Origin of the sequence: Shinella sp. WSC3-e, assembly GCF_945994535.1 — a bacterium.
Taxonomy (GTDB): Bacteria; Pseudomonadota; Alphaproteobacteria; order Rhizobiales; family Rhizobiaceae; genus Shinella; species Shinella yambaruensis.
This window is the reverse complement of the sequence record NZ_OZ000535.1, coordinates 188,850-214,120: the sequence shown is the minus strand read 5'-3', so window position 1 is coordinate 214,120 and position 25,271 is coordinate 188,850. Positions and strand designations below refer to the sequence as shown.

The 25,271-nt window shown below is 67.9% G+C and carries 20 protein-coding genes; 10 read left to right on the top strand and 10 right to left on the bottom strand.

Annotated features, from left to right (window positions below):
• Positions 1 to 129: 129 nt before the first annotated feature.
• The 8 genes from AABF56_RS33365 to AABF56_RS33330 are packed head-to-tail and all read left to right on the top strand — an operon-like array spanning position 130 to position 9,567.
• Positions 130 to 1,272, top strand: a complete 1,143-nt coding sequence (locus AABF56_RS33365) for an acyltransferase family protein (protein ID WP_272808923.1) — start codon at positions 130 to 132, stop codon at positions 1,270 to 1,272.
• A 5-nt stretch (positions 1,273 to 1,277) separates the two neighbouring features.
• Positions 1,278 to 2,063: an endo-1,3-1,4-beta-glycanase ExoK gene (locus tag AABF56_RS33360; RefSeq protein WP_272808922.1), complete on the top strand. Its 786-nt coding sequence runs from the start codon at positions 1,278 to 1,280 to the stop codon at positions 2,061 to 2,063.
• Positions 2,064 to 2,077: 14 nt separating this feature from the next.
• A complete protein-coding gene (locus tag AABF56_RS33355; RefSeq protein ID WP_272808921.1) occupies positions 2,078 to 3,277 on the top strand; it encodes a glycosyl transferase family 1 in 1,200 nt (399 codons plus the stop codon).
• Entirely contained in the window at positions 3,267 to 4,265 is a 999-nt protein-coding gene (locus AABF56_RS33350) for a glycosyltransferase family 2 protein (protein ID WP_272808920.1), read from the top strand. Before AABF56_RS33355 ends, AABF56_RS33350 begins: the two co-directional genes overlap by 11 nt.
• Complete coding sequence (locus AABF56_RS33345; RefSeq protein WP_272808919.1) at positions 4,262 to 5,188, top strand: glycosyltransferase family 2 protein; 927 nt, start codon at positions 4,262 to 4,264, stop codon at positions 5,186 to 5,188. The genes AABF56_RS33350 and AABF56_RS33345 overlap by 4 nt, the downstream gene beginning before the upstream one ends.
• Positions 5,185 to 6,204, top strand: a complete 1,020-nt coding sequence (locus tag AABF56_RS33340; RefSeq protein ID WP_272808918.1) for a glycosyltransferase family 2 protein — start codon at positions 5,185 to 5,187, stop codon at positions 6,202 to 6,204. The genes AABF56_RS33345 and AABF56_RS33340 overlap by 4 nt, the downstream gene beginning before the upstream one ends.
• Before the next feature lie 4 nt (positions 6,205 to 6,208).
• Complete coding sequence (locus AABF56_RS33335; RefSeq protein WP_272808917.1) at positions 6,209 to 7,114, top strand: UTP--glucose-1-phosphate uridylyltransferase; 906 nt, start codon at positions 6,209 to 6,211, stop codon at positions 7,112 to 7,114.
• 50 nt (positions 7,115 to 7,164) lie between these two features.
• A complete protein-coding gene (locus tag AABF56_RS33330; RefSeq protein WP_272808916.1) occupies positions 7,165 to 9,567 on the top strand; it encodes a polysaccharide biosynthesis tyrosine autokinase in 2,403 nt (800 codons plus the stop codon).
• A gap of 258 nt (positions 9,568 to 9,825) precedes the next feature.
• On the opposite strand, the gene AABF56_RS33325 is transcribed toward AABF56_RS33330, so the two are convergent.
• The 9 genes from AABF56_RS33325 to AABF56_RS33285 form a co-directional block, all read right to left on the bottom strand.
• A complete protein-coding gene (locus AABF56_RS33325; RefSeq protein ID WP_272808915.1) occupies positions 9,826 to 11,367 on the bottom strand; it encodes a SpoVR family protein in 1,542 nt (513 codons plus the stop codon).
• A 12-nt stretch (positions 11,368 to 11,379) separates the two neighbouring features.
• The gene (locus AABF56_RS33320) at positions 11,380 to 12,702 is read right to left on the bottom strand and encodes a YeaH/YhbH family protein (protein ID WP_272808914.1); all 1,323 of its coding nucleotides are present in this window, start codon (positions 12,700 to 12,702) and stop codon (positions 11,380 to 11,382) included.
• Positions 12,703 to 12,727: 25 nt separating this feature from the next.
• Positions 12,728 to 14,677 (bottom strand): PrkA family serine protein kinase, encoded by a 1,950-nt coding sequence (locus AABF56_RS33315; protein WP_272808913.1) that lies wholly within the window; start codon positions 14,675 to 14,677, stop codon positions 12,728 to 12,730.
• A gap of 146 nt (positions 14,678 to 14,823) precedes the next feature.
• The gene (locus tag AABF56_RS33310) at positions 14,824 to 16,455 is read right to left on the bottom strand and encodes an AMP-binding protein (protein ID WP_272808912.1); all 1,632 of its coding nucleotides are present in this window, start codon (positions 16,453 to 16,455) and stop codon (positions 14,824 to 14,826) included.
• A 2-nt stretch (positions 16,456 to 16,457) separates the two neighbouring features.
• Positions 16,458 to 17,207 carry an enoyl-CoA hydratase/isomerase family protein gene (locus tag AABF56_RS33305; RefSeq protein ID WP_272808911.1) on the bottom strand — a complete coding sequence of 250 codons (750 nt, stop codon included), beginning with the start codon at positions 17,205 to 17,207 and terminating at the stop codon, positions 16,458 to 16,460.
• A gap of 8 nt (positions 17,208 to 17,215) precedes the next feature.
• Complete coding sequence (locus AABF56_RS33300) at positions 17,216 to 18,916, bottom strand: methylmalonyl-CoA mutase family protein (RefSeq protein ID WP_272808910.1); 1,701 nt, start codon at positions 18,914 to 18,916, stop codon at positions 17,216 to 17,218.
• Positions 18,913 to 19,905, bottom strand: coding sequence for a methylmalonyl Co-A mutase-associated GTPase MeaB (gene meaB / locus AABF56_RS33295; protein ID WP_272808909.1), 993 nt, complete (start codon positions 19,903 to 19,905; stop codon positions 18,913 to 18,915). Before meaB ends, AABF56_RS33300 begins: the two co-directional genes overlap by 4 nt.
• Entirely contained in the window at positions 19,902 to 20,360 is a 459-nt protein-coding gene (locus AABF56_RS33290) for a cobalamin B12-binding domain-containing protein (protein ID WP_244768882.1), read from the bottom strand. Before AABF56_RS33290 ends, meaB begins: the two co-directional genes overlap by 4 nt.
• A gap of 13 nt (positions 20,361 to 20,373) precedes the next feature.
• On the bottom strand, positions 20,374 to 21,705 hold the full coding sequence (locus AABF56_RS33285) for an aspartate aminotransferase family protein (RefSeq protein ID WP_272808908.1): 1,332 nt from the start codon (positions 21,703 to 21,705) through the stop codon (positions 20,374 to 20,376).
• A gap of 92 nt (positions 21,706 to 21,797) precedes the next feature.
• Here AABF56_RS33285 and AABF56_RS33280 point away from each other — a divergent pair, with 92 nt between their 5' ends.
• Positions 21,798 to 22,655: a LysR family transcriptional regulator gene (locus AABF56_RS33280; protein WP_064333568.1), complete on the top strand. Its 858-nt coding sequence runs from the start codon at positions 21,798 to 21,800 to the stop codon at positions 22,653 to 22,655.
• Positions 22,656 to 22,823: 168 nt separating this feature from the next.
• Here the strand turns inward: AABF56_RS33280 and AABF56_RS33275 are convergent, their stop codons facing one another.
• Positions 22,824 to 23,942: a branched-chain amino acid ABC transporter substrate-binding protein gene (locus AABF56_RS33275; protein ID WP_272808907.1), complete on the bottom strand. Its 1,119-nt coding sequence runs from the start codon at positions 23,940 to 23,942 to the stop codon at positions 22,824 to 22,826.
• Between the two features lie 319 nt (positions 23,943 to 24,261).
• Here AABF56_RS33275 and AABF56_RS33270 point away from each other — a divergent pair, with 319 nt between their 5' ends.
• Positions 24,262 to 25,260, top strand: a complete 999-nt coding sequence (locus AABF56_RS33270; RefSeq protein ID WP_272808906.1) for an AraC family transcriptional regulator — start codon at positions 24,262 to 24,264, stop codon at positions 25,258 to 25,260.
• Positions 25,261 to 25,271: the final 11 nt, after the last annotated feature.

Sequence of the window (25,271 nt, the reverse complement as noted above, 5' to 3'; positions counted from 1 at the left end):
GCAACCTTCCGCTCACGCGATTTTGTTGCGCTGCCATATTTTTTTCCGTCCCGTCACCCAGACTCCGCTTCGTAGGCTCGAGTCTGCTCTTGTTTGAACGGCCGCTTGGGGGAGCGGCACACCAGAGGGGTGACGGACACCGTGGATATCGACGCGACCGTTTCACAGCGCATCAACCTGATGCGCATCGTGCTGATCAGCGGCATCATCCTCGTGCATGTGCCCTATGATCCCGCGACCAGCCCCTATGCCGGGCAGTTCGGCGGCTTCGACTGGCTGCGCGTCTTCCTCGGCGACAGCCTGTTTCGGATCGGCGTTCCCTGCCTCAGCGCGATTTCCGGCTACCTGCTCTTCCAGCGCGGGTTTGCGGGGTTCGACTATCGCAGGACGCTCCGCACCAAGGCCTCGACGATCCTCGTGCCGTTTCTCCTGTGGAACACGGCCTTCCTTCTCCTCGTGCTGGCGGCCCAGTCGCGCGGCATCGGCTTCGGCTACCTGCCGGACGTCCTGAACGCCACGCCGCGCGAATGGATGAACCTTTCCTTCGCCATCGAGGCCTGGCCGGTCAACATCCCGCTCTATTTCCTGCGCGACCTCCTCCTCTGCCTTCTCCTCTCGCCGCTCATCGCCATCGCCGTGCTGCGCTATCCGCGCACCGTGCTCGCGCTGATGCTGGCCTATGCGGTTCTGCCGCTGCCGAACGGCATCTTCCTGAAGAAGTCGATCCTGTTCGGCTTCAGCTTCGGCGTCTGCGCCGCGCTGCATCGTTTCGACATCCGCCGCCTCGACCGCTTCGCCGTGCCGCTCGTCCTCGCCGTGCTCGCCATGGCGGTGGCGCTGTCGCTCGCCCTCTTCGCCTTCGGCCCGCAATTCCCCGCCTGGCTGGACATGCTGCGCAGCCTGACGGCGATCGCCGGCATCTTCGGCGCCTGGGCGCTTTCCGCGCTTCTGGTGCGCACGGCGCCGGGCGCGGCACTGGCGAAGCTCGGCGGCCTCAGCTTCTGGATCTTCTGCGCGCACTATCCGCTGCTCGTCCTGTTCTGGATGGTCTGGAACCGCCTCGGCAGCGCGGGCGACTACCCGCTCTTCTATGTCGCAAGCCCTCTCCTCGCGCTCGTCATCCTCGTTGTCAGCCATGCTGCGGCGCGGCGCTTCACGCCGTCGCTGCACGCCATCCTCACCGGCCGCCGGCTGGGCGGCCCGCGCGCGCCCACGGGCCAGCGCCAGCATCCGCCGATGGAGCCGAGCGGTTCCATCGCCCAACGGAGGTAACCGGAATGACCGCTTCCCTGAAAAACGCCCTTCGGGCCGGCGCCCTTCTTGCGGTGCTCGCCGCAGCCGGCCCCCTTGCCGCCCAGGAAGGCGCAAGCGGCACCTCCTTCGTCGAGGCGTTCGATACGCTCGACACGGGCTTCTGGTACGTCTCCGACGGCTGGAACAACGGCGCGCACCAGAACTGCACCTGGTCGAAGGACCAGGTCGCGGTCAGCGACGGCAAGCTGCTGCTCTCCTTCGATGCCGCGCCGGCCGGCGAGCGTGATTATGCCTGCGGCGAGGTGCAGACGCGCAAGCGCTACGGCTACGGCACCTATGAGGTGCGCATGAAGACGGCGACCGGCTCCGGCCTCAACTCGGCCTTCTTCACCTATATCGGCCCGGCCGACAAGAAACAGCACGACGAGATCGATTTCGAGGTGCTCGGCAAGGACACGTCGCGCGTCCAGCTCAACCAGTATGTCGCCGGCAAGGGCGGCAACGAGAAGCTGGTGCCGCTCCCCGGCCCGGCGAATGCCGGCTTCAACGACTATGCCTTCGTCTGGCAGAAGGACCGGCTGCGCTACTATGTCAACGGCGCCCTCGTGCACGAGGTGACGGACCCTGCGGCGCTGCCGGTGAACGCCCAGAAGGTGTTCCTCTCGCTGTGGGGCAGCGACACGCTGACCGGCTGGATGGGCCGCTTCGCCTTTGCCGGACCGACGCGGCTCGAGGTGGAGCGCGTCGCCTTCACCGCCGAGGGCGATGCCTGCCCCTTCGCCGGCTCCGTCGCCTGCCTGCTGAACTGACCGGGATACGGCCGATGCTCCGGGTGCTCTATCTCGTTCACGATCTTTCCGATCCCGCCGTGCGCCGCCGCGTGCTGATGCTGCGCGCGGGCGGGGCGGAGGTGACGCTGGCCGGCTTCCGGCGCGGCGAGAACCGGCTCGCGGCGGTGGAGGGCGTCGTGCCCGTGGAACTCGGCGCCACCCGGGACGCCCGCTTCGCCCAGCGCCTTGCCGCCGTCGCCCGCGCCGGCGCCACGCTTTCCCGCCGGCTGGCCGGCACGGCGCAGCCGGACGTCATCCTCGCGCGCAATCTCGAAATGCTGGCGCTGGCCGGCCGGGCGCAGGGTATCTTCGGCGGCACCGTGCCGATCGCCTATGAATGCCTCGACATCCACCGGCTGCTGACCGGCAGGGGCGTTGCGAGCCGCGGCCTGCGCGCGGCCGAGCGCCATTTCGCCCGCAAGGCCGGCCTCCTCGTCACCAGCTCGCCGGCCTTCGTGGAACACTATTTCAAGCCGCTTTCCGGCGTCAGGGCGCCGGTCCACCTCGTGGAAAACCGCGTGCTGGCGCTGGACGGCCCGGCCGGCGACCTTCCCCCGCGGGCAAAACAGGCAGGCGAGCCCTGGCGCATCGGCTGGTTCGGCGCGATCCGCTGCCGCAGGTCGCTCGATCTCCTCGCCGCCTTCACGCGGCGCATGGAGGGCCGTTTCGAGGTGATCCTGCGCGGCCGGCCCGCCCGGTCGGAATTCGACGATTTCGACGGCCTCGTGGCGCGCGAGCCCTTCATCCGCTTCGAAGGCCCCTACCGCAACCCGGAGGACCTTGCCGCCATCTACGGCGACGTCGACCTCGCCTGGGCGATCGACTTCTTCGAGGAGGGGCTGAACTCCGCCTGGCTGCTGCCCAACCGGCTCTACGAGGGATGCCGCCACGGCGCGCTGCCCATCGTTCTCGGCGGAACCGAGACGGCGCGGCTTGCCGGCCTGCGCGGCATCGGCATTGCGCTGCGCGATGCGCGCCTCGAAACGCTGGTGACACGCTTTTCCGCCTTCGACGGCGACAGCTACCGGGCGCTCCACGCCGCGCTCGCCGGGCTCGGGCCGAAACCCTGGATCCACGACCGGGCCGATTGCGCCGTATTCGTCCAGCGCCTCGCCGCGCTCCGTGCACCGGCGGCGGAGCCCGCGCCCGTTCCCTCCCTTCTCGCAAGCAAGGTGGATTGCCATGACCATTGATCCCGTGACATCCGTGCGGTGCCTGATCGTGATCCCGTGCCTCAACGAGGCGCGCTACCTGGAGCCGCTGGTGCGGCAGCTGGAGCCGGCGCTGGCCGAGCTCAACGCCACGCTCGTCATTGCCGACGGCGGCAGCACGGACGGCACGCGCGCCATCGCCGCCGAGCTTGCGGCAAGCGTGCCGAACCTGCACCTCCTCGACAATCCCAAGCGCATCCAGAGCGCCGCCGTGAACCTTGCCGTCGGGACCTTCGGCATGGACCACGACTATCTCATCCGCATCGACGCGCACGGCACCTATCCGGCGGACTATTGCCGCGTGCTCGTCGAGGAGGCGCTGTCGACCGGGGCCGATTCCGTCGTCGTCGCCATGCAGACCGTCGGCTTCGGCACCTTCCAGAAGGCCACCGCCGTCGCGCAGAATTCCGTGCTCGGCAATGGCGGCGCAAAACACCGCGCCGGGGCGCAAAGCCACTGGGTCGAGCATGGCCACCACGCCCTGATGCGCATCTCCGCCTTCCGCACGGTCGGCGGCTACGACGAGAGCTTCACCGCCAACGAGGACGCGGAATACGACTATCGCCTGCATGCGGCCGGCTACCGGATCTGGATGACCGCGCGCACCGCGATGGTCTACTATCCGCGCGCCAGCGCCGGGCCGCTGTTCAAGCAGTATTTCCGCTACGGCCGCGGGCGGGCGCGCAACTTCCTCAAGCACCGCGCGCGCCCGAACCTGCGCCAGCTTCTGCCGCTGATGGTGGCGCCGGTGGCGGTCGGGGCGTTCCTGGCGGCCATCACCTGGATCGCCGCCGTGCCCTTCGTGCTGTGGGCGGCGGCCTGCCTCGGCTATGGCGCCTGGATGGCGCTCGGCCAGCGCAACCCCTATGGCCCGCTTGCCGCCGTCTCGGCGATGATCATGCATTTTGCCTGGTCCGCCGGCTTCTGGCGCGAGCTTCTCGACATCCGCCAGCACCGGGTGCCGGCATGACGGCCCCCGCCCCGCTCCGCATCGACATCGCGGTCTGCACGTTCCGGCGCGCGGCGCTTGGCGATACGCTCGCCTCGCTCGCCGCGCTGACGGTGCCGGCGGGCGTCGCCCTCCGCGTCATCGTCGCCGACAACGATGCCCAGCCGAGCGCCCGTCCTTGCGCCGAGGCCGCGCGCAAAAACCTGCCGATGGCGCTTTCCTATGTGCATTGCCCGGCCGGCAACATCTCGCTCGCTCGCAATGCCTGCCTGGAGGCGGCCGATGCGGATTTCCTCGCCTTCGTCGACGACGACGAGACGGTGGAACCGCAATGGCTCGAAAACCTGCTCGCCACGGCGACGACGGCCGCCGCGGACGTGGTCCTCGGCCCGGTCAGGGCGCGGTACGGGCCGGACGCCCCCGGCTGGATGCGGCGCGGCGACTTCCATTCCACCCGCCCCGTCCGGGTGAAGGGCGAGATCCGCACCGGCTATACCTGCAACGTGCTGCTGCGCCTTGCCGCGCCGGCCATCGCCGGCCGCCGGTTCGACCATGCACTCGGCCGGAGCGGCGGCGAGGACACCGCCTTCTTCGGCGAGGTGCACGCCGCCGGCGGGCGCATCGCCTTTGCCGGCGAGGCCTGGGTCAACGAGCCGGTTCCGCCCGCGCGCGCCCGATTTTCCTGGCTGGCGCAGCGCCGCCTGCGCATGGGCCAGACCCATGGCCGGCTTCTTGCCGGGCACGGCGCGGGCCGGACCGGCGCGGCGGGGCTGGCGGCCGCAAAGGCCGGCTTCTGCCTTGCGGCGGCGGCGGCCCTCGTCCTCCTGCCGGTGCAGCGCAACCGCTTCCTCCTGCGCGGCCTGCTGCATGCCGGCGTGATCGGCGGCCTTTTCGGCGCCCGCGCCATCGAACCCTACGGACAGCCGGAGGCCGCGACGCGATGACCCGCACGCTCCCGCCCGATGTCTCCGTCGTGATCGCCGCCTACAACGCGGCCGATACGATCGGCGAGGCAATCCGCAGCGCCGCAGCGCAGGAGGGCGTGACCGTGGAGATCGTCGTCGTCGACGATTGTTCGGCGGACGCGACCCGCGCAGCCGTCGCCGCGCTCGGCACGCCGGGGCTGACACTCCTGCCGCTCGATCGCAACCGCGGACCGGGCGGGGCGCGCAATGCGGGTTTTGCCGCCGCGCGGGGCCGCTGGATCGCGGTGCTCGACGCCGACGACACGATGCAGCCGGATCGCCTTTGCCGCATGATCGCTGCGGCCGAGGCGAAGGGCGCCGACGTCGTCGTCGACAATCTCGACGTGCTGCATGCCGACGGCCGCAGCGAGCGGATGTTCGACGCGGCGCAACTCGCCGCCATGCCGGCGCTGACGCTGCCCGTCTTCATCGACGCCAACCGGATCTTCCGCGCCACGCACAATTTCGGCTACATGAAGCCGGTCTTCCGCCGGTCCTTCCTTGAAGAGAAGGGCCTTGCCTTCGACGAGGCGCTGCGCATCGGCGAGGACTATCTCCTGCTCGCCTCGGTGCTCGCCGCGGGCGGGACCTCAGCCATCGTGCCCGAGGCGGGCTATGTCTACCGCATCCGCGAAGGCTCGATCTCGCGCGTGCTGCACCTTCACCATGTCGATGCGATGCTGGCCGGCGACCGGCGTTTTCTCGCCCGCTTCCCGCTTCAGGGCGCGGCCGCCGCCGCCCAGCGCCGGCGCACGCGCAACCTGAAGGAGACGCGCTCCTTCCTCGCGCTCGTCCAGCATCTGAAGAACCGTTCGCTCGGGCCCGCCCTCAAGGTGGCGCTCGGCGATCCCGTCGCGCTCCGGCATCTTGCGATGCCGATCGCCGCCCGGTGGCGCCGCCTTATGGCGCCCTCGGCCCCTGTGAGGACGGCCGCGCCGCGCGCGGCCCTTTCCCCAACGACAGCGGAAGACCTGCCGCTCAAGAACAAAGGATAATGCCATGGAGCGAACCAAGACCGTCCGCAAGGCCGTCATCCCGGTTGCCGGCAACGGCACCCGCTTCCTGCCGGCCACCAAGGCCATGCCGAAGGAAATGCTGACCATCGTCGATCGTCCGGTCGTGCAATATGCGCTCGACGAGGCGCGCGAGGCCGGCATCGAGCATGTCGTCTTCGTCACCAGCCGCAACAAGCAGGTCATCGAGGACCATTTCGACGACACGCCGGAGCTGATCTCCTCGCTGGAGCGCTCCGGCAAGGAGGCCGCGGTCAGCGAGCTCGGCCGGCTGCTGCCGGCGGCGGGCGCGGTGAGCTTCACCCGCCAGCAGGCCCCGCTCGGCCTCGGCCATGCGGTCTGGTGCGCGCGCGATCTCATCGGCGACGAGCCCTTCGCGCTGCTCCTGCCGGACATGGTGTCCTTCGGCCCGCGCGGCTGCCTGTCCGGGCTGATGGACCTCTATGGCGAGGTCGGCGGCAATGTGGTGGGCGTCGAGCAATGCGCGCCCGAGGAGGCCTCGCAATACGGCATCGTCGGCAGGGGCGCGGCCGTGCGCCACGGCTTTGCCGTCACCCACATGGTGGAAAAGCCGGCGCCGGGCACGGCGCCCTCCAACCTCTTCCTCAACGGGCGCTATATCCTCCAGCCGGAGGTGTTCGGCCATCTCGCCCGCCAGCAGCGCGGCGCCGGCAACGAGATCCAGTTGACCGACAGCATGCTGAAACTCTCCGCCACGCAGCCCTTCCATGCCCATGTCTACGAGGGGCGGACCTATGACTGCGGCTCGAAGCAGGGCTTCATCGAGGCGAATGTCGCCTTCGCGCTGGCCCGCCCGGACCTCGGCGGCGCACTCTTCGAGCCGCTGCGCGATCTCGTGATGGCCCACGGCGGCGGCGCGCGCGCCGCCTGACACGAGCGGATCCCGGGCCACCGGCCCGGGATCCGCATAGGCAGCGACCAATGAGCCGAAAGGCAGAACGGAGCCCCATGCATCACCGCACCGTGCCGTACGGCAGCCTTTTCCGCAGGGAGCCGGATGCGTCCGACAGCTTCATCGATCTCAACCGCCTTGTGACGATCCTCATGCGGCGGGCGCGGCTGATCGCGCTCTCCGTCGTCGTGGCGCTGGCGCTCGGCGTCCTCTACCTCGTCTTCGCCACGCCGCTCTACACGGCGATGACCCAGATCCTGCTCGACGAGGACCTGTCGCGGTATGCCGAGGAGGCCGAGACCACGCCGCAGACCAGCCAGCAGGCGGACACGCGCCTTGCCAGCGCCATCGAGATCCTGAAATCGGGCCGGCTGGCGCTGCGCGTGGTCGATGCCCTTGAACTTTCCGAAAACGAGACGATCCTCAACCCGCCGCAATCACCCGTCTCCCTCGCCAAGGGCTGGGTGAAGTCGCTCGCCTCCCTCGGCTCCGACAGTCCCGCCCCCTCGGCGGAGGCGGAAGCGGAGGGCCGGCGGCAGAAGGCGGCGGCGATGCTGCAGCAGGCCCTCGGCGTCGAGCGCGTCGCGCGCAGCTCCGTCGTCGCGGTCTCCTTCCGCTCGCCCGACCCGCAGCTTTCGGCAACCATCGCCAAGGCCTATGCCGAGGCCTTCTTCGCCGAGCAGCTCAACGCCAATGTCCATGCCAGCGAGCAGGCCAGCGCCTGGCTGCAGGAGCGGCTTGCCGATATCCAGCAGCGCTCGCAGGCCGCAGCGCTGGAGGTGGAGCGCTACCGCAACGAGAACGGCCTGACCGCCGCACGCGGCGAGCTCATGTCGGAACAGCAGCTTGCCGACCTCAACAGCCAGCTCATCGTGGCGCAGGCCGACGCGGCAAGCGCCTCCGCCCGCTACAACCAGTTCCGCGCAATCGTCGAACAGGGGCCGGAAAAGGCGGTCGCCAATGCGACCATCCCGGCGCGGCAGGGCGACAATTCCATCTTGCAGGCGCTGCGCGGCCGCTACAACGCCGTCGTCAAGCGCGAAGAGGAGATCACCCGCGCCTTCGGTGCCGACCATCCCCAGGCGGCGGCGCTCAGGACCGAGAAGGAAGACCTCGCCCGGCAGATCTACCAGGAACTGCAGCAGCTGACGGCGAGCTACCGCAACGACTACGACGTCGCCCGCTCGCGGGAGGTCTCGCTGCGCGAGAACATCGAGAAAGTCGCCGGCAGCAATGCCGAGGCGAACCGCTCCTCGGTGCAGCTGCGCACGCTGGAACAGCAGGCGGCGGCACTGAAGACGCTGTCGGACGCCTATCTCGCCCGCTACGAGCAGGCGACGCAGCAGCAGTCCTTCCCCATCGCAAAGGCACGGGTGATCTCCGATGCCGGCGTGCCGACGGCGGCCTCCAGCCCGAACAGGACGCTGACGATAGGCCTGTCGCTGGTGCTCGGCCTGATGGGCGGCGGCGCGCTGACCGTGCTGCAGGAAATGCGCGAGCGCGCCTTCCGCGTCGGCAACGACATCCGCGCCGTTCTGGGGCTGCGCCCGCTCGGCTACCTGCCGCTGGTCGGCGCCCGCAAGGAGCGCGCGCAGCCCGCCCGGGCCGAGGACGGCGGCACGGAGGAGGGTGACGTCATTCCCTTCGAGCGCATGACGCGCATCGTGCTCGACGCGCCGGGCTCGGCCTTCGCCGAGACGCTGCGCCATGCCCGGCTCGCCAGCGACATGATGCTGCACGGACGCGAGAGCCGCGTGATCGGCATCGTCTCCGCCCTGCCGCAGGAGGGCAAGTCCACCGTCGCGATCAACTTCGCCGCGCTGCTCGCCGCCAGCGGCAAGCGCACCCTGCTGATCGACGCGGACCTGCGCCGGCCGAGCCTCACCGCCATGCTGAAACCCGCCCCGCAGGCCGGCCTCGTGGAGGTGCTGCTCGGGCAGGCCGCGTGGAACCAGGCGATCAAGGTCGACCGCCGCAGCAAGCTCGCCGTGCTGCCGGCCGGCGGCCGGGCGGGCGCGGGCGAGAGCCACCATCCCAACGAGCTGATGGCGTCGGCCGCCATGAAGCGGCTCTTCGACGAGCTGCGCCAGACCTTCGACTACATCGTCGTCGATCTCGCGCCGCTCGCCCCGGTCGTCGACGTGAAGACCTTCGAGCCGCTGGCGGACGGCTTCCTCTTCGTGGTGGAATGGGGCAGGACCCCCTCGCCGCTGGTGCGCGACCTGCTTGCCGCCGAAAGCCGCATCGAGGCCAAGATCGTCGGCGTCGTGCTCAACAAGACGGACATGGCGGCGCTCCCCCGCTACAGCGATTTCGGCGCGGCGGAGAAATATCGCAGCCTCTACGACCAGTACTGCACCGATTCCGTCCCGCCGGTGCGTGTGCGGGAGAAGGAAGTGCCGGTGAAGGCGGGGCAGTCGCGGGGAGCATGACACTCTTCCCACAAGGGGCAGGATTATCGCATACGAACAGGTGAGATCGCCGCCCCACCCCCCTCTGCCCTGCCGGGCATCTCCCCCTCAAGGGGGGAGATCGACAAGAGGCGAAAGCCTCGCTTGATCGGCAGCGCTGGAAACGGGCGAAACGGCTCTCCATCCAATCTCCCCCTGAGGGGGAGATGCCCGGCAGGGCAGAGGGGGGTGGGGCGGCAATCTCCACCGTCCATCTGCAATTGCCTGCCCTCACGCCAATCACGCCTCCGTCGCCGAGCACTCGTAGAGCGAGGCGCCCGTCTCGGCATCCACGCCGGACAGGCTGACATTGTAGCCCCACAGCCGGCGGACATGGGCAAGGGTCGCGTCGCGGTCATTCTCGTTCAGGAGGATGCCGCTCTTCACCCGGTGGCGCAGCCGGAGCTGCCGGTCGCCCAGGAGGTCGACGTCGATCACCTGGATATCCGGCCGGTTGACGCCGGGATCGTAGTTGCGGGCGAGCGCGGTGCGCACGGCGGAATAGCCCCGCTCGTCATGGATGGAGGCGACCTCGCAGAACCGTTCGTCGGCGCGGTCGGTGAGGTGGAACAGGCGGAAGCGGCGCATCAGCGTCGGGCTCAGATATTGCAGGATGAAGGATTCGTCGCGGTGGTTCTCCCAGGCGTCGAGCAGCGTTCCCCGCCAGTCGCCATTGCCGGCGATGGTGGGAAACCAGTCCCGGTCCTCGTCCGTCGGCCGGGTGCAGATGCGCTCGATGTCCTGCATCATCGCGAAGCCGAGCGCATAGGGATTGAGGCCCGAAAAGCGCGGATCGTCGAAATCCGGCTGGAAGACCACGTTGGCGTGGCTCGCCAGAAGCTCCAGCATGGCGCCCTCGCTCATCCGGCCCTGGTCGAACAGCCGGTTGATGATGAAATAGTGCACGAAGGTGGCGCAGCCCTCGTTCATCACCTTGGTCTGGCCCTGCGGGTAGAAATACTGGGCGATGACGCGCACGATGCGCAGGATCTCGCGCTGCCAGGGCTCGAGGATCAGGCTGTGTTTCTCCAGGAAGTAGAGCAGGTTCTCTTCCGGCAGGTTCAGCGCCTGCTTGCGCTCCAGCGCCTCCTGCTCGGCCGCCTCGATGCCGGCATTGCCGCCCGCCGTCGGCAGGGTGCGCCACAGGTCGCTATAGGTCTGCTCCTCGTATTCCAGCCGCTCGCGCGCCCGCTCCGTCACCTTTTCCGAGGACAGCCGCGGCGGGCGGCGATAGTGGAAGACGCCCTGGTCCATCAGGGCATGGGCGGCGTCGAGGATCTCCTCCACCGCCGCAGGCCCATGCCGCTCCTCGCACTTGGCGACGTATTTCTTGGCGAAATCCATGTAGCCGAGGATGGCGCTGGCATCCGTCCACTGGCGGAACAGGTAGTTGTTCTTGAAGAAATGGTTGTGGCCGAAGGCGGCATGGGCGGTGACGAGCGCCTGCATCGGCATGGTGTTCTCTTCCATGAGATAGGTGATGCAGGGATTGGAATTGATGACGAGCTCGTAGGCGAGGCCGCGATAGCCCTTGCGGTAGAGATGGCTTTCGAAGACGAAGCGCTTGCCGAAGGACCAGTGCTGGTACATCAGCGGCATGCCGACCGAGGAATAGGCGTCCAGCATCTGCTCGGAGGAGATGACCTCGATCTGGTTCGGGTAGACGTCGAGCCCCATCTCGCCGATCGCGATGGCCTCGATCGCGTCATAGGCCCGCGACAGGGTCGCGAAATTCCATTCGGAGCCTTCGAACAGCAGGGAGGAGGCCGGTCGCTTCGCCATCCGCTCGCCCCCTCAGCCGCGCGCGGAACGGGGTTGGTGCCGGGCAAAGAGCTTGCGGAAGACGGGGTAGATGTCGGCGGGCCGGGAAATGCGCGTCATCTGGAAATTCCCCACCGCCCCGTCGACCGTGCGATAGGCGCGCCAGAGCGAGGTGCCGTTGTCGGTGGTGCCGAAGATCTCGCTTTCGCGCTCGTCGATGATCTCCACATAGGCATAGTACTGGCAGAGTTTCATGAGCTCGTCGCGCAGCAGCGAGGCGCAGCGCTCGGAATCGCCATTGGCATTGTCGCCGTCCGAGGCCTGCGCGGCATAGATGTTCCAGATATTGGAGGGATAGCGGTCCATGATGATGCGCTGCATCTCCTCCAGAGCGGTCGAGACGATCGTTCCACCGCTCTGCTTGCTGAAGAAGAAGGTCTCCTCGTCCACCTCGTGCGCCTCGTCCGTGTGGCGGATGAAGACGATGTCGATGCGCTCGTAGCGGCGCTTGAGGAAGAGGTGCAGGAGCACGAAGAAGCGTTTTGCCAGGTCCTTCTCGCGCTCGCCCATCGAGGCGGAAACGTCCATCAGGCAGAACATCACCGCGCTCGCATTGGGCAGCGGCTGGCGCTCGAAGCGGTTGAACCGCACATCGACGGGATCGACATAGGCGATGCGCCGGCGCCGGCGTTCCAGCACCTCCAGCTCCTGCCGCAGCTGCGCGAGCCGGTTGCGCTGCGACAGCGACAGCCGCTCCTCCCCCTCCAGCGCGGCGATCTCGTCGGCAAGCACCCGGCATTCCCGCTCGCTCGGGCGGCGCAGCGCCATGCGGCGCCCGAAGCTGTTGCGCATGGTGCGCCCGACATTGATGTTGGTGGGGGTGCCGGATGTCGTCAGCCCGGCGCGATGCGGCTTGTAGGTGACGGTTTCCCGCAGATTGAGCTTCACGAGATCGGGAAGCTCCAGGTCCTCGAAGAAGAGGTCCAGCACCTCCTCCCGCGACAGGATGAAGAGGAAATCGTCCGTCGCCTCGCCGCGTCCGGGGCCGCGTCCGTTGCCCCCGCCGCCGGCGCCCGTCTCGGGCTTGCGGATCCGGTCGCCGGGCGAGAAGGTCTGGTTGCCGGGCAGCACATGGTCCCGCTCGCCGCTGGCGCCGGAATGGCGGAAGCTCGGCTCGTCCGCGCCGCGCCGCGGGATCGGCACGCCATGGGCGGCGTCCACGTCGGCGATCCTGTCGGATTTCACCTGGTCGCGGATCGTGCGCTTCAGCTCGTCATGCACGCGCTTGAGGAAACGCTGGCGGTTGCCGAGGCTCCGGTCCTTGGGATTGAGCCGGCGATCAATGAAATTCGGCATGCGCCAATCCCCCGCTTCGGCATGGTCAGCCGGCCTTGTTGACGCGCATGTACCAATCGACGAGCCGGCGGACCTGGCGGCCCGTATAGCCGCGCGCCGTCATGCGCTGGACGAATTCGGCGTGCTGCTTCTCGGTCGTGCTGTCCTTCTTCGAGCCGAAGCTGATGACGGGCAGAAGATCCTCGACCTGGCCGAACATGCGCTTCTCGATGACTTCCCGAAGCTTCTCGTAGCTCGTCCAGGCGGGGTTGCGCCCGTTGTTGCGGGCGCGGGCGCGCAGGGTGAACTTCACCACCTCGTTGCGGAAGTCCTTGGGATTGGCGATGCCGGCGGGCTTTTCGATCTGCGACAGCTCGCTGTCGAGGATCTCGCGGTTGAGAATCTGGCCCGTGTCGGGGTCCTTGAAGTCCTGGTCTTCCAGCCAGGCATCGGCATAGGCGATGTAGCGGTCGAAGAGGTTCTGGCCGTATTCGCTGTAGGATTCCAGATAGGCCTTCTGGATCTCGTGGCCGATGAACTCGGCATAGCGGGCGGCAAGCTCGGAGCGGATGAAGTCGAGATAGTTCGCCTCGACCTCCTTCGGAAACTGCTCGCGCCGGATCGCCTGTTCCAGGATGTACATGAGGTGCACGGGATCGGCCGCGACCTCCTTGGTGTCGTAGTTGAAGGTCTCCGACAGCACCTTGAAGGCGAAGCGCGTGCTGACGCCCGTCATGCCCTCGTCGATGCCGGCGGCATCGCGGTATTCCTGCAGGGACTTCGCCTTGGGGTCGGTGTCCTTCAGGTTCTCGCCGTCATAGACCCGCATCTTCGTGTAGGTCGGCGAGTTCTCGTGCGGGGAAAGGCGCGTGGCGACCGTGAAGCGGCTGAGGTTCTCCAGCACTTCCGGCGCGCAGGGGCTGTCGGCCAGCTCGCTCTCGCGCAGCAGCTTTTCGTAGATCAGCCGTTCCTCGGTGACGCGCAGGCAATAGGGCACCTTGACGACGAGGATGCGGTCGAGGAAGGCCTCGTTGTTCTTGTTGTGCTTGAACTGCAGCCATTCGGATTCGTTGGAATGGGCGAGCACGATGCCCTGGTAGGGGAAGGCGCCGAAATTCTCCGTGCCGTTGTAGCTGCCTTCCTGGGTGGCGGTCAAAAGCGGATGCAGCACCTTGATCGGCGCCTTGAACATCTCGACGAATTCGAGCAACCCTTGCGTCGTGCGGTTGAGGCCGCCGCTGTAGGAATAGGCGTCGGGATCGGCCTGGCTGAAGTTCTCCAGCTGCCGGATGTCCAGCTTGCCGACGAGGGCGGACACGTCCTGGTTGGTCTCGTCGCCCGGCTCCGTCTTGGCGATGGCGATCTGGCGCAGGCGCGAGGGCATCAGCTTGACGACGCTGAACTTGGAGATATCGCCGCCGATCTCGTCCAGCCGCTTGGTCGCCCAGGGCGAGATGAGGCCGGTGAGCCGGCGCTGGGCGATGCCGTACTTGTCCTCCAGCAGCTCGCCCATGCGGTCGCGGGAAAAGAGGCCGAGCGGCGATTCGAAGACCGGGCTGATCTTGCCGTTTATGGCGAGCGTATAGATCGGCTGCTCTTCCATCAGCTTCTTGAGGCGTTCGGCGAGCGAGGACTTGCCGCCCCCGACGGGACCGAGCAGGTAGAGGATCTGCTTGCGCTCCTCCAGCCCCTGGGCGGCATAGCGGAAGTAGCCGACGATGCGTTCGATCGTGTCCTCCATGCCGAAGAAATCGGAGAAGGCGGGATAGATCTTGATGGTGCGGTTGGCGAAGACCCGGCCGAGGCGCTCGTCCGCGCTGGTGTCGATCAATGTCGGCGCGCCGATGGCCGCCACCATGCGCTCGGGCGCGGTGGCATACATGCTCTTGTCGTCACGGCAGGCCAGCAAGTACTCCTGAAGGCTCAGCTCTTCCTGCGCAGTACTTGCGTAAGCCTTTGAAAACAGATCGAAAACGTCGCTGCCAGTGGTTCCCATGGAACGCTCCTGCGGTCGTCAGCCGGGGTATCGAATCTCCCGCCTGTAGTGTACGCTGGAACGCCAACGACTGCAATTTGTTCCCCCCTCTTCAAGCGAATGTGTGCGGATCGCCGCTTCTCCATGGCCCCGCCGGGCCGTGCAGCCTAGCGCGATCCCCGGTCGAAGGTCGCCGGGCCGAGGCCGCGCTGGCGCAGCACGCTGCGCGCCACCTTTTCCGTCGGCGTGCGCGGCAGCGGCGCGTCGGTGATCTCGATATAGCGCGGCACCATGTGGCGCGGCGCGTTCGCCCGGAAATGCGCAAGCAGGCCGGCCGCATCGAGCGTCGAGCCGGCGCGGCGGAAGGCCACCACCATGATGTCCTCCTCGGTGAACTCGGAGGCGATGCCGAAGGCGGCGCTTTCGACGATGTCGGGATGCTGCTCGGCCAGCGTCTCCACCTCGTAGGCGGAGATGTTCTCGCCGCGGCGGCGGATCGCCTCGTTCAGCCGGTGCTTGAAGTAGAGCCAGCCGTCCGCGTCCATCACGCCGGCATCACCCGAATGATACCAGAGATTGCGCAGCGTCTCGACCGTCTTGGCCTCGGCGCGATAGTAGCCGGAGAACATGCTCCAGCTCTTCTTCGGACGAGAGACGATCTCGCCGATGCTGCCGGGCGGCAGCGGGCGGTCCCTGTCGTCGACGACGGCCACCTCCCAGTCGGGATGCGCCCTGCCGCAGGAGCCAGGCCTCGTGTCGTCGACGGTGTCGAGCGTCACGAAGCTGGTCTCCGTCTGGCCGTAGCCGGTGACGAGGCGCATGCCGAAGCGTTTCTCGAACGCCGCCTTGTCCGGCACCATGGGAATGCACTGGCAGACCCGCACCGGATTGCCGCCGTCGCGCGCCTCCGGCGGCGCGCGCAGGAGGATGACGGCCATGGCGCCGAGAAGGTTGGTTGCCGTCGCGCCGCTGTCGCGCACCTGCGCCCAGAAGCGCGAGGCGCTGAACCCGTCGACGAGCGTTGCCCGGGTGCCGTAGATCAGCGGCAGGTAGACGCCGAACATCTGCGCATCGGTGTGGAACAGCGGCAGGGCGGAGAAGTAGCTGTCATCCGTGCGGTAGCCGAGATTGGCGGCCATTGCCGCCGCCCAAGCGTAACAATGGTGGTGCGACATCAGCGCGCCCTTGGCCGGGCCCGTCGTGCCCGACGTGTAGAGGATCGCCATCGGGTCGCTGTAATGCACGGCCGAAAGGTCGAGGGCGGCGGGCGATGCGAGGCATTCCTCGAAACGCAGGATGCGGCCGATCCGGATCCCCGCCGCGCGCGCCTCTACGGGATCGGTGCCGACGAGAATGAGCGTGCGCAGCGCCGGCAGCCGGTCCTGCACGATGGCGAGTTCCGGCAGGGCAGCCGCATCGGCGACCAGCACCTCCGCCCCGCAATTGTTGAGATTGTGGCAGAGCAGGTCGCCCTTCAGCCCCGGATTGTTCGGCACCTCGATCGCCCCGAGGCTGGAGACGGCGAACCAGGTGGCGACGAGTTCGAGGCAGTTGGGCAGCAGCATCGCGACCCGGTCGGCGCGGCCGACACCCAGCCGGCGAAGGCCGCCGGAGAGCCGGCAGGTGAGGTCCAGCATCTCCTCGAAGCTCGCCGTGCGGCCGCAGATGTCGAGGAAGGGGCTGGAGCCGAAGCGCTCGGCCTGCCTGACGAGGATCTTCGGCAGGACGCGCTCTTCGATCTCGTCGTCGTGAAGGCCCGGGACGGGCGAAAGGGACGAGAAGGCGGGAATGATGGACACGGTCAGAACCCTTTTGCCTTTGCCTGCGCCGCGGGGGAGAGGAAGCCGCGGACCGTGGCCGCCGTCTCCTGCGCCATCGCCTCTTCGAGGGAGGAATGAAAGCCGTCATTGATGGCGCGCTTGACATCCGCCACCGCGCCCGCCGGACGGCTGGCGATCGCAAGGGCGAGCTGCCGGGCCGCATCGAGCAAGGTATCGTCCGGCACGACCTTCCAGGCGATGCCGGTCTCCAGGGCCTTTTGCGCATCGTGGCGTTCGCCGAGGATGAGCAGTTCCTTGGTGACCTGCGGGCCGACCTGCTTGGTCAGGAGCGCGGTCACGCCGCCCGTCACGAACAGGCCGTAGCCGACCTCGGGGAAGAACCAGCGGGTGTTCTCGGCAAAGAGCCGGAAGTCGCAGTTGATCGCCCATTCCAGTGCGCCGCCGACGCACCAGCCGTGCACGGCGGCGATCACGATCTTGCGCGAACGCATGATGTGGCGCGTGACGGCCTGGATGGCCTCCACCCAGTCCTGCGTCTCGGCCTCCGACGCGGTCTGCGCGTCGAGGTCCTTGAGGTCGTCGCCCGAGCAGAAGGCCCGGCCGGTGCCCTTGAGGATGACGGCGCGGACGGCGTCGTCCGCCTCGGCGGCTGAAAGCGCCGCGATCAGCCCGTCGACGAGCGGCCGGTTCATGGCGTTCAGCCGCTCCGGCCGGTTGAGCGTGATCCAGGCGATCGGCCCTTCGAGGGTGGAAAGGACAGTCTCGTTCATCGTCCGCCTCACACGATCATCGGTTCGGCATAGGCGCCCCAGACGCCGCGCAGCGCGCCACAGATCTCCCCGAGCGTCGCCCGCGCCTTGACCAGTTCGATGGTCTTGGGCAGGAGGTTCGTGTCGTCGGAGCGCGCTTCCTCGGCCAGCTCGGCCAAGAGGGTGCGGATGCGCGCATCGTCCCGGTTCGCCCGCACCGCCTGGAGCCGGTCGATCTGCAACTGGGTACACTGCTCGTCATAGGGGTGGATATGCACCTCGGCGGTGCTGCTCGCCTCGTCGGCGAACCTGTTGACGCCGACGGAGATCTTCTCGCCGGAATCGATCTTCTTGAAGGTGGCATAGGCGGAATCGGCAAGCTTCTGCTGGAACCAGCCTTCCTCCACCAGCTTGACCGCGCCGCCGCGTTCCTCCACCTCGTCGAGCATCTTCCAGATCTCGGTTTCCATGTCCCTGGTCAGCCGCTCGATGAAATAGGAGCCGCCGAGCGGGTCGATCACCGAGGTGACGTTGATCTCCTCGCGGATGATCTGCTGGGTGCGGATGGCAAGCTTCATCGCCTCCTCGGTGGGGATGGCGAAGGCCTCGTCGAGGCCGTTGGTGTGCATGCTCTGGCAGCCGCCGAGCACCGCGCCGAGCGCCTGGATGGCGGTGCGCATGAGGTTGTTGTGGTGCTCGACCTTGGTGAGGCTCATCGCCGCCGTCTGCACATGGACGCGCAGGCGCATGGATTCCGGCTTCCGGGCCTTGAAGCGCTCCGCCATGATCTTCGCATAGACGCGGCGCGCGGCGCGGAACTTGCAGATCTGCTCGAAGAAATCCTGGTGGCTGATGAAGAAGAAGGACAGGCGCGGGGCGAAATCGTCGATGTCCATGCCGGCCTTCGTGACCTCCTCGCAATAGGCGATGGTGAAGGCCATGGTGAAGGCGATCTCCTGCAGCGCGTTGCCGCCGACATCGGAGAGATGGTAGCCGCTGAGGCTGACGGGATTGATCTTCGGCGTCGCCCTGGCGCTGTACATGATGAGGTCGCGCAGGAGCCGAACGGCCGGGCGCACGGGATAGATCCACTCCTTCTGGGCGACATATTCCTTCAGCGGATCGGCCTGCAGCGTGCCGGTCAGCTTGTGCAGGTCGCAGCCGCGCTGCTCCGCCACGGCGACGAACATGGCATAGACCACCCAGGCCGAGGGGTTGATCGTCAGCGAGACCGAGATCTTTTCCAGGTCGATGCCGTCGAACAGGCGGTCGATATCGTCCATCGTGTCGATGGCGACGCCGACGCGGCCGACCTCGCCGAAGGCCATCGGGTCGTCGGAATCGAGCCCCAGCAGGGTCGGCAGGTCGAAGTCGGTCGAAAGGCCGGTCTGGCCGGTCTGGATCATGTATTTGTAGCGCTGGTTCGTCGCCTCGGGATTGCCGAAGCCGGCGACCTGGCGGATCGTCCAGGGACGGCCGCGATACATCGTCGGGTAGACGCCGCGGGTGAAGGGATAGGCGCCGGGAAAGCCGAGCTCCTCGGCCGGAATGTCGGCAACGTCGGCGGCCGTGTAGATCCGCTTCAGCGGGATGCCGCTCTCCGTCTCGTAGACGTCCTTTTCCTCCGGCCGGGTCTTGAGGAAGGCGGCAAGCGCGCCCTCCTCCCATTCCGCCTGGCTTTGGCGGATGGCATCGATGGCGGAGGCGGAGAAGAGATGGGCGTCGCTCATGGTGTTTCCTCCCAACCCAGAAGGGCCCGCGCGGCGACGGCGGGATCCATCCGCCGTTCCGCCACCGCCCGGATCTGCCTTTCGAGCGTTTCGGGTGCTTCCTGGAATTTCTGCTGAAAGAGATGGCGGGCCGTGCCGAGGATGCGGGTGCGGCCCATGGCGCGCTGGCGCTCGGCCCGTTCGCCGCTCTCGTTGAGATGCGCCCAATGCGCGCCGATGGCGTCCTTCAGTTCGTCGATGCGCTCGCCGGAGACGGCGCTGACCGGCAGGACCGGCGGCGCCCGGCGGGAACCGGGCCGCTCGCCGCCGAGCGCCAGCATGCCGCGCAGCGCCGAGACCGTCGCGGCGGCCTCCGGCTTGTCGCATTTGCTGACGGCGTGGATGTCGGCGATCTCGAGGATGCCGGCCTTGATCGCCTGGATGTCGTCGCCAAGGCCCGGCGCGGAGAGCACGACGATGGTGTGCGCGGCCGTCACCACCTCCACCTCGTCCTGCCCGACGCCCACGGTCTCGATGATGACGGGGTCGTAGCCCGCCGCATCCAGCACGTCGACTGCCTGGAGCGTCGCCCGCGTCAGCCCGCCGAGATGGCCGCGCGTCGCCATGCTGCGCACGAAGGCGCCGCCGGCGGCCGCCGTCTCGCTCATGCGCACGCGGTCGCCGAGGATCGCCCCGCCGGAATAGGGGCTGCTCGGATCGACGGCGATGACGCCGACCTTGCGGCCTTCGGCGGCATAGGCCTTGATCAGCGCCGAGACGAGGGTCGACTTGCCCGCCCCCGGAACGCCGGTAATGCCGATGACATGGGCCTTGCCGCCGTGCCGGTAGAGTTCGGCGAGCGCCGCGGCGGCCTCCGGATATCCTTCCTCCGCGCGCGAGATCATCCGCGCAATGGCGATGGCCCGGCCCGCCAGCACGTCCTTCACCAGGTCGGCCGAGGGGACATAGGCCGCCCGCCGCGGACTTGCGGAATGGGTGACGACGGTCATATCCGGCCACGCGCCGTGACGAGGTCGGTGATCGTCGTGACGATCAGGTCGGAACGGGCCTCCTGGGGCACGATGGCATCGACGCCGCCCTCCAGCAGCGCGGGATAGTCCTGCTCGGGAATGACCCCGCCGGCGACGACGAGGATGTGCCCCGCTCCCTCCTCGCGCAGACAGCGGCCGAGTTCGCGGAACAGCGGGACATGCGAGCCGGAAAGCAGGCTGACGCCGATGACGTCGACGTCCTCCTGGATCGCCGCCTGCACGACGTCCTTCGGCGTCTTGTAGAGGCCGGTATAGACGACCTCCATGCCCGCGTCGCGCAGGATGCGCGCCACCACCTTGGCGCCCCGGTCATGGCCGTCGAGTCCGAGCTTGGCGACGAGGACGCGGATGGTGTCGGGGGCCTCGGCCGGCCCGGTGGAAAGGCTTTCGCCGGCAAGGTTCGCGTCGCGCATCCGCTCTTTCTCCCTATTCAGCCGCAATGCCCGGCGCGCGGGCACCGGAGACTGATGCCGCCTCGATGGACTGGGCGATGATGCGCAGGCCAAGGTCGATCTCCTCCTCGGAAATCGTCAGCGGCGGCGCGATGCGGAACACGCCGCCCATGCCGGGCAGCTTGACGATGTTCATGCTGAGCCCGCGGCGGAAGGCTTCGGCGGCGATGCGGCTGCCGAGCTCGTGGTCGGCGCTGCGGTCCGGATTGACGATCTCGACGCCGAGCATCAGCCCGCGGCCGCGCACGTCGCCGACGCAGTCGAAGCGCTGCTTGAGCTGCGACAGGCCCCCGAACAGCCGGCTGCCGAGCCGGCCGGCGCGCGCGACCAGCCGTTCCTCCTCCACGATGTCGAGCACGGCGAGGCCCACGGCCGCCGGCAGCGGATCGGAGACATGGGTCGTGTAGAAAAGGTAGCCCTTCTCGTGGGCGATGTCCTCGATCTCCGCCGTCGTCATGACGGCCGCCAGAGGCAGGCCGGCGCCGATCGTCTTGGAGAGCGTCAGGATGTCCGGCGTCACGCCGTCGCGCTGGAAGGCGAACATGGTGCCCGTGCGGCCGATACCGGTCTGGGCCTCGTCGAGGATGAGCAGCATGCCGCGCTCGCGGCACTTTTCCTTCAGCGCCGCCAGATAGCCGGGCGGCAGTTCCAGCATGCCGCCGCTCGACAGGATCGGTTCGGCGATGAAGGCGGCGAGGCTGCCGACCGACTGGCTGTCGATCAGCCCGAAGGCGTCGTCGAGCTCGGTCTTCCAGTCGAGGCTGCCATCCGCATGGCGGAAGCGCGGTCGGAAGGTGTTGGGGGCGGGAATGGTGAGCGAGCCGACCATGGCGGGGCCGTAGCCCTTGCGGCCGGCGCTGTAGGTCGCCGAGCTCGCAGCGCCCGTCATGCCGTGCCAGCTCTTGGAGAAGGCGACGATCTCGTGCCGGCCGGTGACGAGCTTGGCCATGCGGATGGCCGCCTCGTTGGATTCCGCGCCGGTCGACAGCAGCATGACCCGGTCGAGCCCCGGCGCCAGCGCCGCCAGCCGCGCGGCAAGGTCCACGACGGGCCGCGACAGCATACCGCTGAAGAGATGCGCCACCGCGCCCATCTGGCGCTGGACGGTGGCGACGATGTGCGGATGGGAATGGCCGACGAGCGCGCTCATCTGGCCGGAGGTGAAATCGAGGATCGGGCGTTCGTCCGCATCGAAGACGAAGCAGCCCTCGGCACGCTCGATGATGGCCGGGTCGAAGCTTCCGCCATAGCGGATGAGGTGCTTGCGTGCGGCCGCCCAGAAGGCGGGGTCCTGATTGCGTGACATGTGAGCCTCCGATGCCGTTGCACAAGCGATACCGGCTGGCAGGATCTCTGTAAAATTGATAGTATTTGGATTCCGATATAAGGAAAACTGATATGCTGGGGCCGCTGGACCTTCGCCTGCTCATCACCTTCGTCAATGCCGCCCATTCCGGCTCGCTGAGCGCCACGGCGGTGCAGGTCGGCCGCACGCAATCGGCCGTGACGATGCAGATGCAGCGGCTGGAGGAGATGCTGGGGCACAGCCTCTTGCACCGCAGCGGCAGCGGCGTGCGGCTGACGGGAAGCGGCGAGCGCTTCCTCGCCTATGCCGAGCGCATCCTGAAGATGCACGACGAGGCCGTTTCCGCCTTTTCCGAAAAGGGCCTGCACGGCTCCATCGTCTTCGGCAGCCCGGAGGACTACCTCCTGTCGTTCTTTCCCATATTGCTGAAGAGTTTCGGCACGCGCTATCCGGATGTCGAGATCAAGGTGGTCTCCGCCCCGACCGCGGAATTGCGCGCCCTCCTGCCGTCGCGCAAGGTCGACCTCGCCCTTGTCTCGACGCCCAATCTTGCCGACGTCGACAACATCGTGCGGACCGAGCCGCTGGTCTGGGTCGGCAGCAAGCCGACGCTGGAGGCGCATGATTTCGGCGATACGGTGCCGCTGGCGCTGCCGGCCTCCAATGCGATGGACCACCGCGCGGCCTGCGAGGCGATGGCGCGGGCGGGGCTGCGCTACAAGATCTCCTATGCCAGCAACAGCCTTGCCGGCCTCATCGGCCTTGCCCGCTCCGGCCTTGCGATCTGCGTCATGACGCAGGAGGCCGTGCCGCCCGACCTTCACATCCTCAACGCGCCGCTGCCGCACCTGCCGCATCTCGGCATGCTGATCGCCTTCGCCGACGGCGACGCGTCACCGGCGACGATCGCCTTCGCCGACCATATCCGCGCGGTGCTGCCGACGCTGTGACGCGAACGGCCGCGGCAGGTTTCCCCGCCGCGGCCGGTCCGGTTCCCGGAGGCGATGCCTGCGTCCTCGACGCGTTTCCGCTTTTCTCCGAATCGCGAAAACGCTCTAACCCTTTATTTTACCGCATTTCCGGACGCAAAACCGCTTCACACTTTTGCTGGAAATGCTCTATTTCTCGAAATAGGTCGGCTTGCCGTCCTCGCCCTTGCGCCATTCGTAGATGACATAGTCGGGGCGGTTGATGTCGCCCTTGGCGTCGTAGCCGATCTCGCCCAGCGCCGTCGCCCAGGGACCGCCGGACCTGATGGTCTCGGCGACCTTCTGCGCGTCCTCGGCCGAGCCCGTCTTCTCGATGGCGGCGGCGACGATCTGCACGGCGATGTAGGAATAGAGCGTATAGGCCTCCGGCTCGAAGCCGGCGGCACGGAAGGCCTCGACCACCTCCTTTGCCGCCGGGTTGCGGCGCGGGTCGGGGGCGAAGGTGTTCAGCGTGCCGACGACGGCGTCGCCCGCGATCTGCGCCAGCTCGCTGGAGACCATGCCGTCGCCGGAGAACAGCGTCGCCTTCAGCCCCTGGTCGGCCGACTGGCGCATGATCAGCCCGGCCTCGGTGTGCAGGCCGCCGAAATAGATGAGCGTGACGCCGGCATCCTTCATCTTGGCGATCAGCGCGGAAAAATCCTTCTCGCCGCTGGTAATGCCCTCATAGAGGACCTCGGTGATGCCCTCGCCGTTCAGCTCCTGCTTGGCCACGTCGACGAGGCCCTGGCCGTAGGGCGTCTTGTCATGCACGATGGCGATCTTCGCATCTCTGAAATTGGCCGCGATATAGGCCGCCGCCACCCTGCCCTGCTGGTCGTCGCGCCCACAGGTGCGGAAGGTGTTCCACAGGCCCCGCTCGGTGAACTGCGGGTTGGTCGAGGCCGGCGTGATCTGCAGCACGCCGTTTTCCGCATAGACCTCGGAGGCGGGGATCGAGACGCCGGAATTGAAATGGCCGACGACATAGTGGATGCCGTCGGCGACGAACTTGTTGGCGACCGAGATGCCCTGCTTGGGGTCCGAGACGTCGTCGCCGATGACGATCTTCACCTGCTCGCCGAGCACGCCGCCGGCCGCGTTGATGTTGGCGGCCGCCTGTTCCGCGCCCTTGACGAACTGCGCGCCGAAGGCGGCGTTCGGGCCGGTGATGGGGCCGGCGACGCCGATGACGATATCGGCGAAGGCGCTGCCGCCGGACAGGGCCAGGGATGTCAGGACCACCGAGGACAAGAGGATTTTCTTCATGGATGCGCTCCCAGTTTGGCTGCGGGCGATGGTTGAGGCCTTGCTGCGCTGCCCACGATCGGCGCAGAACGCCATCCGGCGCGTGAAGACACCCGCCAGGCATTCGGTCGTGATGATGTCGGACTGTGTCCGGCGGGCGGTTCGGGCTCCCGCCCCGCCGGCCGGCCTGCCAGGCGGCGAAGGCGCGGCGCCCCGGCTCCATGCCGCCCGGCTCCCCTTCTTTCGAGAGGGGATGATGCGGCGGAGAAATATGGTATGCAATGACCGAAGGTTTCAGATTTCGTGATCGCTTTTGCCATAGGGACGGAGGGCAGGCCGCATGGAACGCCGCATGATCGCGCCCTGCTTCATGGACGACACGCTCGAATGCCTGCGGCGGCAGGGGGTGGAGGCCGCGCCGCTCCTCGCCGAAGCGGGCCTCCCGCCGGTCATCAACGGCCCCATCCCGGCCGAGCGCTACGGCGCCTTCTGGCACGCGGTGGCCCGCACCATGGACGACGAGTTCTTCGGCGAGGGCGCGCGGCCCATGCGTGCCGGCTCCTTCGCGCTGCTCTGCCAGGCCATCCTCTCGACGGCGACGCTGGAACATGCGCTGCGGCGGGCGCTGCGGTTCCTGAGGATCGTGCTCGACGATCCGCACGGCACGCTGGTCGTCGAGGAGGGACTGGCGCAGATCGTGCTGAAGGATGCGGGCGGGCCGCGCTCGGCCTTCGCCTACCGCACCTTCTGGATCATCGTGCACGGGGTCAATTGCTGGCTGATCGGGCGGCGGCTGCCGATCCGCTGGGTCGATTTCCGCTGCAGCGCGCCGCCGGCCGGCGCCGATTACCGCCTGTTCTTCGGCGCGCCGGTGCGCTTCGACCAGCCGCAGACGCGGCTGGTCTTCGATGCCGAGTTCCTGAACCTGCCGACCATCCGCGACGAGCGCGCGCTGAAGGAATTCCTCCGCCACGCGCCGGGCAACATCCTCGTGCGCTACCGGCACGACATGGGCCTGTCGGCCGCCATCCGCAAGCGCCTCGGCGGCCTCGCGCCGCAGGCCTGGCCGGGTTTCGAGGAGCTGGCCGGGCGCATGCGCATCCCCGCGCCGAGCCTGCGGCGGCGGCTGAAGCTGGAGGGGCAGACCTACCGGGAGATCAAGGACGACCTGCGCCGCGCGCTCGCCATGGAGGCGCTGGCGGAGGGCCATGCCAATGTCACGCAGCTTGCCGCCGACCTCGGCTTTTCCGAGCCGAGCGCCTTCTACCGCGCCTTCCGCAAGTGGACCGGGAAGTCCCCGGCCGTCTTCCGGCGCAGTGCGGGCGCGACGGAGGCGTAGGGCGGTCTTCC

Excerpts from the sequence above, each read along its gene's own strand:
- AABF56_RS33360 (WP_272808922.1), top strand. The coding sequence starts at position 1,278 with ATGACCGCTTCCCTGAAAAACGCCCTTCGGGCCGGCGCCCTTCTTGCG.
- AABF56_RS33355 (WP_272808921.1), top strand. The coding sequence starts at position 2,078 with ATGCTCCGGGTGCTCTATCTCGTTCACGATCTTTCCGATCCCGCCGTG.
- AABF56_RS33350 (WP_272808920.1), top strand. The coding sequence starts at position 3,267 with ATGACCATTGATCCCGTGACATCCGTGCGGTGCCTGATCGTGATCCCG.
- AABF56_RS33345 (WP_272808919.1), top strand. The coding sequence starts at position 4,262 with ATGACGGCCCCCGCCCCGCTCCGCATCGACATCGCGGTCTGCACGTTC.
- AABF56_RS33340 (WP_272808918.1), top strand. The coding sequence starts at position 5,185 with ATGACCCGCACGCTCCCGCCCGATGTCTCCGTCGTGATCGCCGCCTAC.
- AABF56_RS33335 (WP_272808917.1), top strand. The coding sequence starts at position 6,209 with ATGGAGCGAACCAAGACCGTCCGCAAGGCCGTCATCCCGGTTGCCGGC.
- AABF56_RS33330 (WP_272808916.1), top strand. The coding sequence starts at position 7,165 with ATGAGCCGAAAGGCAGAACGGAGCCCCATGCATCACCGCACCGTGCCG.
- AABF56_RS33325 (WP_272808915.1), bottom strand. The coding sequence starts at position 11,367 with ATGGCGAAGCGACCGGCCTCCTCCCTGCTGTTCGAAGGCTCCGAATGG.
- AABF56_RS33320 (WP_272808914.1), bottom strand. The coding sequence starts at position 12,702 with ATGCCGAATTTCATTGATCGCCGGCTCAATCCCAAGGACCGGAGCCTC.
- AABF56_RS33315 (WP_272808913.1), bottom strand. The coding sequence starts at position 14,677 with ATGGGAACCACTGGCAGCGACGTTTTCGATCTGTTTTCAAAGGCTTAC.
- AABF56_RS33305 (WP_272808911.1), bottom strand. The coding sequence starts at position 17,207 with ATGAACGAGACTGTCCTTTCCACCCTCGAAGGGCCGATCGCCTGGATC.
- AABF56_RS33300 (WP_272808910.1), bottom strand. The coding sequence starts at position 18,916 with ATGAGCGACGCCCATCTCTTCTCCGCCTCCGCCATCGATGCCATCCGC.
- meaB (WP_272808909.1), bottom strand. The coding sequence starts at position 19,905 with ATGACCGTCGTCACCCATTCCGCAAGTCCGCGGCGGGCGGCCTATGTC.
- AABF56_RS33290 (WP_244768882.1), bottom strand. The coding sequence starts at position 20,360 with ATGCGCGACGCGAACCTTGCCGGCGAAAGCCTTTCCACCGGGCCGGCC.
- AABF56_RS33285 (WP_272808908.1), bottom strand. The coding sequence starts at position 21,705 with ATGTCACGCAATCAGGACCCCGCCTTCTGGGCGGCCGCACGCAAGCAC.
- AABF56_RS33280 (WP_064333568.1), top strand. The coding sequence starts at position 21,798 with ATGCTGGGGCCGCTGGACCTTCGCCTGCTCATCACCTTCGTCAATGCC.
- AABF56_RS33275 (WP_272808907.1), bottom strand. The coding sequence starts at position 23,942 with ATGAAGAAAATCCTCTTGTCCTCGGTGGTCCTGACATCCCTGGCCCTG.
- AABF56_RS33270 (WP_272808906.1), top strand. The coding sequence starts at position 24,262 with ATGGAACGCCGCATGATCGCGCCCTGCTTCATGGACGACACGCTCGAA.